This window comes from Bradyrhizobium sp. S3.2.6 (assembly GCF_040546885.1).
In the GTDB taxonomy this organism is placed as follows: domain Bacteria; phylum Pseudomonadota; class Alphaproteobacteria; order Rhizobiales; family Xanthobacteraceae; genus Bradyrhizobium; species Bradyrhizobium cytisi.
This window is the reverse complement of the sequence record NZ_JBEPOS010000039.1, coordinates 1-12711: the sequence shown is the minus strand read 5'-3', so window position 1 is coordinate 12711 and position 12711 is coordinate 1. Positions and strand designations below refer to the sequence as shown.

4 protein-coding genes and 1 pseudogene are annotated in these 12711 nt (G+C 59.4%); 4 read left to right on the top strand and 1 reads right to left on the bottom strand.

Annotated features, from left to right (window positions below):
- Nucleotide 1: 1 nt before the first annotated feature.
- Nucleotides 2-9253, bottom strand: coding sequence for a phage tail family protein (locus tag ABID58_RS35955; protein WP_354037608.1), 9252 nt, complete (start codon nt 9251-9253; stop codon nt 2-4).
- A gap of 545 nt (nt 9254-9798) precedes the next feature.
- Here ABID58_RS35955 and ABID58_RS35950 point away from each other — a divergent pair.
- From ABID58_RS35950 to ABID58_RS35935, 4 genes and pseudogenes are all read left to right on the top strand, one after another.
- Nucleotides 9799-10215, top strand: a complete 417-nt coding sequence (locus ABID58_RS35950; protein ID WP_354037607.1) for a hypothetical protein — start codon at nt 9799-9801, stop codon at nt 10213-10215.
- A gap of 197 nt (nt 10216-10412) precedes the next feature.
- Nucleotides 10413-11202, top strand: a pseudogene (locus ABID58_RS35945) (adenylate/guanylate cyclase domain-containing protein); the annotation flags it as partial.
- Nucleotides 11203-11339: 137 nt separating this feature from the next.
- Nucleotides 11340-11729: an RWP-RK domain-containing protein gene (locus ABID58_RS35940; protein WP_354037606.1), complete on the top strand. Its 390-nt coding sequence runs from the start codon at nt 11340-11342 to the stop codon at nt 11727-11729.
- Nucleotides 11730-11895: 166 nt separating this feature from the next.
- Nucleotides 11896-12621: a hypothetical protein gene (locus ABID58_RS35935; RefSeq protein ID WP_354037605.1), complete on the top strand. Its 726-nt coding sequence runs from the start codon at nt 11896-11898 to the stop codon at nt 12619-12621.
- Nucleotides 12622-12711: the final 90 nt, after the last annotated feature.

Sequence of the window (12711 nt, the reverse complement as noted above, 5' to 3'; positions counted from 1 at the left end):
CTCAGTGCTCCGTTGGCAATAATCCGGCGTCGAAATATGACGAGAACGTCGTCCAGTCGTCGGACTGGCAGATCGCTCTCGATACGACGTCGGCAGTTTGATCGGAATGTGGTTCGACGGACTTGACCGGAGTTACCGGATGCTTCTTTTTGACTGGCTTCGGCTTTGTTCCAGTCGCCGAAGCAGGTCCGTAATCCGCCTGTGCGAATGCGGCCAGCGGCGCGTCGGACAGCACCGAAGGATCGGTCAAGGCGGCGAACTGGACGCGCCGCGGCGCTTCTTCCAACAATCCTTGCTTGCCGCCGCTGCCGCCGCCGATTGGAGGTTCGTTGTGAGAAACCGTGACGGAGTAATTGTAATGGATGAACCCGCACGAGAATGAGAAGCTGAAAGTGGCTTCGCCAAACATGTTGCCGGAAGCGTCCGCTCCGAGGCACACGTAGAGAGTGGCGGCAAAATGGAAGATCCAGATGCTGGCGGCGCCGGCTGCCAGGAACGTGCCGTAGAGCTCCGTGGAATTGACGCCGTCGACCTTGAGAACGCGAATGAACGTGCCGACCTGGATCTGCACCTCGGCTGCCAACGGACCGAACTGCAGAGATCCACCGCCACCGAACATGAAGGAGGCCTCAAAGCCCCGAATGCCGTCGGCCGCCGAATAAATCGCGAAATAGCCCGACCCTGCAAATGGCAAAATGCTCATCGTGAAGGGCGTGAGCCGGGTGCCGAGCGATGTCTTGAAAAGCGCCTCGCTGTCGGTGAACGGCAGTTCGGCCGAGACGTCGAGGATGATATTGAAGAACGATACCTCGCCAACCCCGATACTGCCGAGATTGATGCCGTAGCCAGCCTCGAGGCCAAGCGTGCGATCCAGCGGCCCGATATGCACGCCGCTGCCGTTGCTGGGCGTCAGATAGTCCTCGATCTCCTTGGCGAACTCCAGCGCCTCGCCGATCTCATAACTGACATAGGAGACGTCGAAGCGCGGCTTGGCATCGCCGCGCGACTCGAACCTGGCGCCGCCAAAATGAAGCGTCAGGGCGTCAATGAAATCCCCGACAAGTTTGATGTCGAAGGCGCCCAACGAACCCGTGACCTGGAAGTCGGACTGCTGCGGCTTGAGCAACTCGACCGTGAGGCGCATCGACAGCACGAATGCGGCTCCGAGCTGCGCCTGGAAGATCGAGGAATCGCTCGGAGGCTCGGTGACGACTTTGGAGAAATCGTAGGAGAAGACGGCGCGGGTCGGGATCAGCTGCGCAATCGCATCCTGGATCGCATCGCGGAATGCAGCGACGTCGATCAGCGACAGGATCTCGCCTTTGAGGACCTGCGCCGCCAGGTCTCTTACCCGATCCGCAATTTGCAGCGGCGCCGACTTGTCAGCGTTGTTCCCGCTCCAACTGGAGACGAAACGCAGCAGATTGTCGAAATCGGCGGCCGCCGGAGGCTTGTCCGGAAACTTATACTTCGCCGCGGCGTTCAGGACGTCGACCTCCTCCTTGAGGCGATCTTTGTCCTTAAGGACGCCGACCGAAATGGTCGGATCAAGGATATTGGCGAGTGGCGGGTAGTAGGTTGGCGGCGCAAGCAGCGCCCGCTGCGTTTCCAGGCTGAACAGCGGGCTCGCCACCTTATCGATGACGTCATCGCGATTTTTCTTCAGCGTCGCGTAGGCTGTCGCAATGTCAGAAAGCAAGGGCTGCAGCTTCGTGAACAACGCGCCTTCCAGCGTCCATGGCAATCCCGACGCCCGCGCCTGTAAGGCGCGCCACTGGGCGATCGCCTTGGCCTCGGCCGTCGACAATTGCCCGGAGAGAACAACATACTTGCCTTTTAGATCGCCAAGCAGCGATCTCACGTCGACCGCACCGTCTGTTGACACCTTAGCCGTCAGAAGATCCGGAAATTTCTGCGGAATCGCGGCAGCAGGAATCGGTTGATAGGTTCGAAGCGAATCCAGCGTCGAACGTAATTTGGCAACGGCTTCAACCATGGCACTGAGCTCGGGGTCGAGATTGACCCCGAGGCTGCCGAGCCCCGATCGAACCGTCGCCAGGCTGTCCGAAAAACGGTTGGCTAGGCTTTCCGCAAATGACGCTGCGCCCTTCAGCACGCTGATAGAGAAATTGACTGCTCCCGCAAGCGCCTTGACGAAATCCGGCTCGGCCTTTTCAAGATCGCGCCTTATGTTCTCGAACTGCGTTTGGGTTGTTAAAGCGAGATTCGGAATATTCGCAACCGCTTCCGCCGCCCCGCCAAGGAAAGCCGCGGTGACGAGGATTTGCTGATGCTCGGTGATGAACCGGTCGATCCGGGCAACCATCGACACGAGCTTCGTACCAAGCCCGTCCATCGAGTCGGCGATGGCGCGAATATATTGCGCAAGATTGTCGGCAAACTGACGGTCGACTTTGTCCCAGACGTCTTTGGTCGCAATGAACGTCAGCACTGCACGCACCCGCGCAAGCGTCTTCACGCTTTGACAGTACAACGCGCTGACATCGCCCTGCAGCCCATAGTCTTTCGGCGGATCGCCGGTGAGGAAGGTCGATGTTGCCTTGAACAGTTTGACGATAATGTCGAGATCGGACTGGCTAATCTTGGCTAATATGTTCGCCAGATTGCCAGAGTCCTTCAGCGCCGCGTCTAGCTTGCCGACATTGTCGATGATCCCGTCAAGGGTCTTCAGGGCTGCGGCGAGCGTTGCCATTAGCTCGCCGCTGGCCGGCAGGTAGGGAACCAGCTTTGCTGTTTTCTTCCTGGCTAAGACATCATTTTCGTAGTTTGAACATGCCAGCAGTTCGTTCGAGAAGTTCTGGACGCCATTTGGAACAGTGATGGCGACGAGCTGCCCGAGTTCCTTCGTGGCTTCGCTCTGAAGACCTTTAAACCCTTCCGACAACGTCGTATCGAGCTGCTTGAAAGGGCCCGTGCCGACGCCGAACACCAAGCCCGAGATCGCATCGAGGTCACCGAGAGCCTCGTGGATTTTGCCGGCGTCGACATCGGTCTTCAGCTTTTGAACGGCTTTGAAGATTGCGGAAATGATGCGGCCGGCCCTGGCCACGTTTTGCAGCGCCGGAGAGTCGACGGCAGCTTTGGACGCCAAGGAGTTTGCAAACGCCGTGAGCTCGGCGTTCACGATATAGACGGCCTCAGGTTTCGTTGCCTGAAGCTTGGTCGTTATGGCACTACTAGCATCCTTGACAGCATCCCCCGCCTGCTTTTGCACTTCATCGAGGAAGGTGTCGAATGCCGGCCCGAGATTATCGCGGCCGTCAAACGCGCCCGTTACCAACACATTGACGAAATCGACCGTCCTGACGGAGACTTGTTTTTTGAAGTTCTGATTGATGACTCTCAGCTCGTCATCGATTGTCAGGCCTGTCTGTTGAAGCAGAGCAACGAGATCGGGGCCGGCCAGTGTCAGGCTCAGCGTTTCGGTGAATTCATCGACATGACCATTCAGTTGCCCGTTGATCCAGGCGAGTAGCGGGCCGGAGTCGGTGAGCAGATCATCGAGTTGTTCCTGCACGACCGTGAGCGGCTTGTCGAAAATATTCACGGCCTGCGAGAATTGTGTCAGTACCAGCTGGATATCGGCAATTGCCGCCGTTTTCAGGCGTGCGAGAGGATTGGCGGCGATCCGGTTCAGCGCCGCAACGAAGGCCCGGCCGCTCTCGTAAATATCGCCCAGATCCGACGTCAGCTGGATCGCGTCGTTTTCAGCCTGGGCAATCGCGAGCTTCGCACTCAGATCCTTTAGCCCGTTGGAGACCTCGGGGAAAACCTCAGTCAACCCCATGCTCCGCGGGCCGATTTTTTGCTTCAGGCTCTGGTCAAGCGCAGTCCACTGCGCGTTCAGCCTGTCGACCGCCGCCTTCAGCGGCGCAAGTATTCGGGCATGGACGTCCTGGACCAGCGATTGCGCCTCGTCGATCGCACCGGCGCCGAATTGCAGGGTCTGGCGCAACACCGGAGTCGAACCGATCAGGTCATCGAGGCCGAGGAAGCTCAGCAAGTCCCTGATGCTGACAACACCGAGGACCTTGGCGCTGCCGCTGAAGAACGACTGCAGGAGCTTCAGGGTGTTTGCGAGGTCATCCGTTTTCTTCGGTGGCGCAGTGCCGACGACAAGCTGCTGAGACGGCGCGACGGGGGCAGGAGCAGAAGGAGTTGATGCGCTGGTCGCTGCCGGGTCAGCATTGAAGAAATCGGCAAGAGATTGTAGCTTCTCAAGGTCGGGACCCTGCGGGTCGGGATTGATCAATGCATCGCCGGTCGAGGCTTTCGGCGGCAATGTCACTTGCTTGGTGGCGGGCGGACTACCCGCAGACGTTTCATAGACGATCGTCCCGCTCGCGCCCATCGGGCCGTTACGGCGACCGAGCGCCACGATGTCGGAATCCGGACGGCCGACCGCACCGCTGCGGTCGCCGTTGTTTCCCATCGTCATGCTGACGGTGGTTCTCAGGTCGAGGAATATCTCCATCGGATTGGCGGGCTTAGTCGCTGACCGATCGGAAAAACCCTTACGGACATAGTGCCCGTCATATTGCACGTCGACGGGACTGGGTTTTCCGCCGCTGAATCGCTCAACTTGCTCAAGACGCACGGTGGCGTAATTCATCGCCGGATAGAACGGCGGCTGTTCGGCGCCCTCCAGTATCGGCGTCGTGTGATACTCGCCGAGGTCGCCGGTCCAGTTCTGGTTCAGGCTGGAGAGCCGGCCGTGGACATCGAGCAGGATGGTTTGAGTCTTCAACGAGCAATCGCCCGGCGTCCATTCCGGAGCAAAGCGAATGCTTTGCAAGCCCATGTTAAGGGTGCGCCGTACGAGCCATACCTTGGTCTCGCGGTACAGTTCGGAAAGATTACGAAGAGCGTCAGCGTTGGTTGCCGCGATGTTGTCGACGAAGATCAGCGGAACTGACGTCGTGGCGCCGTCGATCGCAATGTCGAACTTGACCAGACCCTCGTCGGTCTCGTTGACGCGCGGCCAGAAAGCCAGTCCCGGCGCATCGCCGAGTCCTATCCGTCCCTCGGGCGATTCAATCTGACCGGATTTGGGCTGTTCGTAGGGGTCGCGCAGGTCCGGCGTCTGCACCGTTTTGATCGTCACGTCCTGCGAACACCAAAGCCGTCCGTCGAACGGTTGCCCTACGACCGGGTAGGCCTGAGACTTGCGGCCGACGCGCAGGAAAATGCGCTGCACCAGGATGGCCTTTACGCCCTGGTCCGTCAGCAGGAATAGCCGCTCCGTCAATTTAACGAGCGATGCGCGATGGCCGAACGGAAACAGATAGCCCTTATAGACGACCTCGCCGACGATATCCCGCCCCAGCACGATCTCGGCGCGCCAGCGCTCAATCGAGAAACCGTCGAATACCTGCCTGCCCAACAGATCGGTGGCGCCAGCTGACGGAAAGAAGCGGGTATCATGGAGCAACGAACCGCCAAGCGCGCTCAACCAAAGCTCGGTCACGTGCAACGGCTGAGGCCGCTGGATTGCTTGGCCGTCGTCAACCTCCAGTATCGGGAAGCGGTCACCCGGCTCCATCTGTCCGGAATCGGAAACAAGTTCGCCGGCCCTGTCCGTACGTGGCACCGCCTTGCGCTTGCCGATGACCGGAAGGCCGTAAGCGGACGACAACATCACCAGTTCGTGCCGGTCGTAAGCATCGAGCGCGGCCCGAAACACGCGCCAGTCGCTCAATCCGCTGCGCGCGCCGTCGCGTCCGCACAACATCTTGAGAATGCGCCAGATGGTGTCCTTGACGGGCGGCTTGCAGTAGACATCGGGCGTATCGGTGCGCCTCTTGTCGGGGGCCAGCAGGTTGTTGTTGACGGAGTCGGCCGTCAGCGTCTTCGCATCCATCTGCTCCGGGCCGATGAACCAGGGCGCGAGCGGCCCGCGCGGCGGTGCGCCTTGTCCCGGCAAGCGGTCCTTGTAGGGCAACAATGTCAGCGCCTGCGGCCGCAAGTCCGGCGAATCGACGATACGCAAATCGGGCTGTGCCCCGTCGAGTGACAGCCGGGCAGTCCACAGCGGCTTGCGCGAGTGTTCCGGAGGCATTCCCGGCTTCAGCACCACCTCACCGACCTGCGGCTTGGCTGCCGGTGGCTTGGATGGAGCGAGCTTGTCGCCGGATGCGGCGTTCAGCACCTCCGGCGGCAACTTTCGGTCGGCGAGCCAGATCGCATCCTGTGCCGTCGACAAGGTGAGCCGCGCCGGAAGCTCGATGGCAGTTTCGAACTCGGTGGGTTTGCGGGCCAGTGACCCGCGTACTTCACCAAGCCGCTGCTCGGCCGTAACCTGACCGGAGGTGAAACCCTGGAAAGCAAGGATATCGCCATCGGCGAGATTGGGAGCGCGCTCGCCGATCGGCGGCAGGACGCCGTTCGCGTTGGCCGTGAAGAGTTTCTTCGCTCGCAGCGTGACCGCCGGCTCATGACGCGACCAGTCCGTGAGCGCGTCGAAGGTGAAAGGCATCTGCGGATAACTGAATCCGCCGCTTCCTGGCGTCTGAGGCGACGCGCCCGAACTCAGATTGAGTTTCGCCTCCTCGGGCGTAGCACCGGGCGCCGGCTGACAGTTGACATGGAATGCAAGGCGAGTGCGCCCCGACAACCGCGCCTCGACCAAGCCATCAATGGGCTTCGCATCGGCGATCTTCGCAATGAAGGCTGCGCGCGCGTCCTTGTCGTTATTTGCACGATTGGGATCGTCCTTGCTAGGCCGGTTCGATTCGGCGAGATATTCGATCAACACCTGATCCAGCGACGATGCCGGCTGACCATCATTCGGTTGCAGCGCCTTGATTCGACTCTCGCGATAGAAGTCGCGAAAAACGCCGTAAAGCGGCTCCTGCTGTTCAAAGATCGTTTCGTTGTTCAGCGCGTTTTGCAGATAAACCGCATCGGATTCGGCGTTCGGCCCCTTCGGTAGAACCGGCGCAAGGACCGGCGGAGACGCGCCTTTATTGTCTGCTATGAATTTTGCAATCCGTTTGAATACGCCGTCGACAGAATTGCTGATCGCCTGCACGCCCTTTTCCTGCACAAGACGGCGGGCGAGCGCCATCGCATCCGGATCGAGCGCGAATGGGCCGACGTAGTCCCGTTGCCATTTAGGCAAGCCGGCCGCCGTTGCGGCCGCAAAAAACGCCGTACTGAAGTCGGAAAACGCCTTACAGGCATCAGCCAAACTATTGTCATGGTTAGCGGCGTCAATTTTTATTTTTTGCACGCCCTGGCGATAGCTCGTCAGATGATCCTGACCATCTCCGGTGGACAAGTCAAAACAAGCGATCTGGCTTAAAATCGCAACGCGCAGGTAATCCTTATAGTTATGGCCCTGCCCGTCATCCTTTTCGGGATCGAGCGGCACGTCCGGCGGTGGCACGATCTGCTTGAAGATCGCCTCCTCGAAAACATGCTGAGGATCGAATTCGGCGACCAGCACCGGCCGATCGTCGCGCAATACGCCGCTACTCTCGATAACCCGGCAATCCTCATGCGCCGGACGGATGACGGGTGTCGGACACAGCACCAAATTCATGTCGAGGAAGCGGAACCGCAACTTCACCAGGTCGACATCGCGTGCGACCGTCAACGTGGCGCGCGACAGATCGAACTGGGCCGTCGTCTTGTTCACTTCCTTGCCGGTGGGCGGCCCGACCCAAACAAAACTCGAGGCGCGCGACCGCGGAAATTCTCCCGCCTTCAGCTCGTCGAGTGTGCGGCCATCCTCGTAAAGCAACCGCAGGTCCGCGGAATCGAACCAAAGCGAGCTATGGCTCGCGTCAGCAAGCGCAACATTGCTTCCGCGAAGCGTGAGGTCGACGGCGATGCGACGGGCGACGAACGCAGCCGGTTCGCCGGCTCGGTCAAAAACCGCCCATATCGATGCGTCGCGCACGGCGGTACGATCACCGATCGCCGCGAGGATGTCGGAGTTCTGCTTCGGTTGGGACTTCTCGCTGGAATCCTTGGATCCATCCGCGGAGCAGATCTGAGCCTTCGCGGCGGCCGGATCGCCGGTCGTGTTGCCGGCGGGATTTGCCCGCGAAGCCGGTTGCAGGCAAGGCTCGCATGTCGGAGCGGCCGCCGCAGCGTCCTTGGAAGACTTGTCTTGCTGCGTCGCGGGCGCCGTGGCGATAACCGGCGGAGCATCGACTTGCAGGCGGCCGATCAGGGTGCGCAGCTCGTAAGCTGGCGTACCATTGATGTTTTCCTGCTCCTGATCCTCGTCCTTGGACTTGTCTCCCGGCCCGGCAGCACCCCATAGCGTCTGCCGCATCGTTTTGCCGCCAGGGAGCAGGGTCTCGGCGAGGAACAGGCTTGCTCCGCGGACCTCCTCGACCGTCTTCTTGCCCTCCGAGGTGACGGTCAGTTTGGCCTCGCCAAACGTCAGTTTGGAATAGCATTGGAATGCGCTCGGCAACAGCGGCGACGAGACACGTCGCGCTTCCCACTGCACCGAGGTCGACGGGGCAGTAATATTGGCAATCTCGACCCGTACATTGCTTGCATCGCCAATGTGAAAATAGGGGTGATCGAGATCAACTTGATCCTTGGGGGTTGCAAAACCCCCGAAGAAGGCAATTCCTTCGCGTACCCCGTACCAGCCGAGCCTGAACTTCCCGGCGCTGACACGATTATCGAAGGCGGTCGCGGCGGGCGCGCCATCGCGGCTGAGGCCCCAGACGCAATCGGGAAGAAACGTCAGGTTCGGCGGTCCGCCGCCCTTCTCGGGGGCGACAACGCGGGCATCGAACATTTCGGAAAGTCGCGCCCTGACGTGCGCCGCGTTCGACGGTCCCTGAAGGGAACGGGTGCGAAGTACAAAATCTCCGAAGCGCAGCTCGTTACTCTTCCACGGCGCGCCGGCATTTTTTTGATCGCGCCAGAGATCCGTTGTCAGGCTGATCAGCCAGAAATCAACGAATGTCCTGTCGTCGGGATCGAGACCTGGAGCCTTCGCCGGCAGGTAGATGTGCGGTCGAAACAGGAAGTCGAGACTGATCTTCGAACTACCGCCAAAACTGGCATTCCTGACTTTCAGGCGCCTGCCGTCGGGCGGCTTCGCCTTCACCGACAGTTCGAACGAGGCGTTCGGACCGAACGCAGTCGCGTGCACACACCATTGCACCGCGCTCAGCGGCGCATCCACTGCGCCTTTGCCGACCGGGACCTCCTTGACCGCCAAGGTCTTCGCATCCTCGGAGAGATCGATCCGTAGATCCATTGGCTGGCAGGCCAGCCCTTGAGCAAGGGCGGCATCGATGGCCAGCGCGGATCCGCCGGCGCCCGCTAAGAACTTGCGCCGAGTTAGCGGAGCCGAGAGTGTCCCTTGCCATCCCAAGGGACGAGGAGAATCCGGGTGAGAGGAATCGGTCTCAGCCCATGGTGCATGAAAGTGAGACGTCATATAGCCCCGCGATCTCCGGCTTACTCGAGCCGGAGAACAAAAAGCGCGAACTTGACAAAAACATCAGCCAAATATTTTCAACAGGCTACGTCCAGGACGTTCGGAGAGTCTCGAAATTAGACTCGCTCGCCCAGTAGTTGTCCACAGCTTCGTACTCGCGACGCAACCAGGTTTGATAATTCTGCTCTACTATGATGAGCGCGGCGCATGCATTTTTAAGCTCTCTGCCAACGCAGACGTAACGCGGGCGGGCTCGTGCGAGCACCTCCGAGCAGCAGAACTATTATAGTGAGTAACTTATAGTGAGTGACTCCGCAGCGCCGATCTTTGGGGCCGCTCGCATTGAAGATGGAGTTTTGAACATGCCAGTTATGACCAACCGCCGACAGATCTGGCAAGGCACTCTCGCTCTGATAGTCGGAATCGTAGCGTCTCTCAGGCACGCAACTGCGGCCCCTACGTCCGTCAATCTACAGTGTGTCACCAACGACGGGGCTGATCCGCAGCGTCATTTTGCCCTAAATTTTACGCCCGGCAACAACGGCTGGTCTCAATCCGAGCCCGGCAGCACCTCAGACATTTTCAAAACCAAGTCGGGAAACTACGTAACCGTCGCCAATACGACATCGATCAGGAAGAGCGATCCGGCGAACACGGTTGTAGCCGTTCTGCGAAATTTCAATCCGTCGACAGCGGGCCAAGGTGACAGCGGTAATGACGGTAAGGCACTGGAAACAGCGCGCATATTTCAATGGAACGTGGACCTCATCATCCCATAGCGCAGAAGCCTATGTTGGGCCGAGCGACTATCAAGTTTTCAAGCTCTTAAACCAGCTTTGTTTTCAACCTTTGTGCTTATGCTCCGCGATCCAATAGGTTGGCGTAGGCCGGTGCCCCCATCTTCATTCCAATCTTCGTGTCGATTTCACTGGTGTCGAAAGTACCTGTCAGACCCTCTTTGCGGCCTGCATCGCCACTGACGTTACGGCGCTTGATCGTTGGCCTCGCTATCGGCGCAGTGCTTGCGGCCCTCGCTTCCGCCTTGCTCGCCCGCACGGTGATCGCGGCACCGCTCTCCCGCGTCGTGGGCGAGATCCGCCACGTCGAGACCTTTGCGCTGGAGCTGGTGCGCCGCCATTCTTCGCGACTGAAGGAGATCGCAAGCTTGTCGGGCGCCATCGCTGAGATGGCAGCAGGCCTGTCTGTTGCGCCAGGGCGTCGAGGCAAGACCCGGTGGCGCGATCCAGGAATTGAGCGTGATGTTCGTGGATGTGGCCGGCTTTACCGGCCTCTCAGAACGCATGGGCGACCGCGTCGTGCCCTTGCTGTCGCGCTATCTCGACCTTGCCTCGGAAGCCATCGTGGCCAATGGCGGGACGATCGACAAGTTCATCGGCGATGCCGCGATGGCCTTATGGGGCGCCCCACAGCCGCAAGCCGATCATGCGGGGCGCTGCTGCCGCGCCGCGCTGGACATCCGCCGCGCCATCTCGGACTCCGGCCTCATCGACGACCTCGGCCACGCCCTGCAGATCCGCATCGGCATCAATTCCGGTCGCATGCTGGTCGGCAATATCGGATCGGAACTTCGCTTGAACTACACGGTAATCGGCGACGCAGTGAATGTCGCGAGCCGCCTTGAGAGCGCCAATAAAATCTACGGGACGCAGATCCTGATTGGTGAAGAGACCTACCACTTAGCGCTCGGCACGATCATCACCCGTGAAATTGACCGGATCGCGGTCTATGGACGGGAAGAGGGGCTTCCGAATGGATCGCTCAAGGTCGTGGCGAGAGGCGCAAAGGAAGATTCCGCGTCGACCGCCTGATTGTTGAAGCTACTTCGAGCTTCATTCCTAATTCTCATTTAGGTCCATCAAAGGCGAAAGGCCTCCGCAGAAGCATGGCTCCGAAGCATCTGAACCAAATTACAATCGAGATTTCGCGCGAAGATTTGTATGAGCAGGTGTGGACCACGCCAATCAACCAATTGGCAGAAACATTCGGAGTCTCCGGTTCCTATCTTGCACGGGTTTGTGAAGCGCTGAATGTGCCTCGGCCACCGGTGGGCTACTGGCAGAAGAAGGCTGTCGGGAAAGCGGCCCCCCTTGGCGACGATAAGCTGGCTGGAGCCGTGTTCAGCGCACTGACTGAAGCGCGCATGCAAGTGCGCGAGCACCAATTCGGTTGGGTGGCAAATCTTATCGGAAGCGAGCGCATCGCGGCCTGCGCCAGTTTGAGGCGGCTCGCGGTGCGCGAGCATCGACGAAACAACTTCGCAACCTCAAGGTGACTAGTCAGGATCGCAAAACCCGACTAGTCTAAACATGATCTGTTGGCTTCTCGACTCCATCGCCGATGTGCATGTGGAAGCGTGGCGCGACTTCCGTCAAAAACTTTTGGTGAACGACCGACACTAGAGATCCGCGAAAGCAGCTTGATACTTTGGGGGTTCTTCCGTGCCAAAGAAGAAGAAAAAGAAGAGCCGCAACGGGTTCGCCGTGGAAATCAAGGCGATCGTCGCAGGCTTTCACAGTATCCTGTTCATGCGACTTGATGCGCTTGCGACGGCACAGAGCCAGATGGTCCTATTCCATGAGACCTTGCACGAGCGGATACTCACGAGGACTCCGGACGGCGTCACTCATCTTCGGCTTAAACACCTTTCGGCCAGTCCAGACGTTGAAAGTAACATCCGCGATTGGGCTGAAAGGTGGTGCAAGGACATCGAGTCGAACGCCGCTCTAGCTCATGAGACCGTTGCCACATATTGCGCCATCAAGCAGGACGACGTCACCTCGCAACAGAGAGCGATCGACGCGCTCGTGCCGGACTATCAAGTTTGGTATCGGAGTTTGGCGGATCGCATCGATCCTGTATTTCACTCCTCCTACCTGCAATATCTCATCGGATGGTTTGTTGCCGAACTATGCTTCTCGACCCCATTTCCGGAGCGACTCGCAGCCTTAGGTCTTCAGGACCAACCAGGTCTCTACGCTCAAGAGCAACCCAATTGGCGTTTGGGCCGCATCTTGGAGCGGCTGACGCACTCGTTATTGTCAGATCTTCTTGCAGTTCTCGAAAAGGCAACGTCCGTCTCGATCCAGTCGGAAGACGCATGGCGGTCGCTGCCCCACCCCGACAGCGTCGAACTTGATCGCCATCTCTCTCAAGTCATTCGGTAAGCGCTTAGCCGCAACCCTATTGAGGCTGGCTTGACGTTTTGCGGAATCGCCACGGCATGAGGTCTTCGATACGGCTATGGGGATGGCCGT